The sequence below is a fragment of the Ventosimonas gracilis genome, assembly GCF_001580025.1.
Taxonomy (GTDB): domain Bacteria; phylum Pseudomonadota; class Gammaproteobacteria; order Pseudomonadales; family Pseudomonadaceae; genus Ventosimonas; species Ventosimonas gracilis.
Genome location: NZ_LSZO01000060.1, coordinates 1 through 247 on the forward strand (window position 1 = coordinate 1; position 247 = coordinate 247).

Below are 247 nucleotides of genomic sequence, written 5' to 3' on the forward strand. Positions count from 1 at the left end.
TGGCGACGGGTTGGTTGCGATAGCGCAGTGCAGGCGTGGTTTCACGTTCCAGCAAATCCATTGCCCACAATAATTCCAGCAGATAGCCGGTATTGGCCGCATCCAGCGACAGTTGCGCGGCCAGGGCTTCAGCAGTGGTGAACGCTTGCAGATGCGAGAACAGCCCACACTCCAAGGCCACGCGCACAGCATCGGCACCCAGCCCGTCCAGTTGTCCCGCCCAACAGGCTTGCAACGCGTGCGGTTC

The 247-nt window shown here is 61.1% G+C and carries 1 protein-coding gene; it reads right to left on the reverse strand.

Annotation, left to right across the window (positions count from 1 at the left end):
- Positions 1-247 (reverse strand): methyltransferase family protein (locus AXE65_RS13745; protein ID WP_439144669.1); only part of this gene is annotated, 247 nt, incomplete at both ends.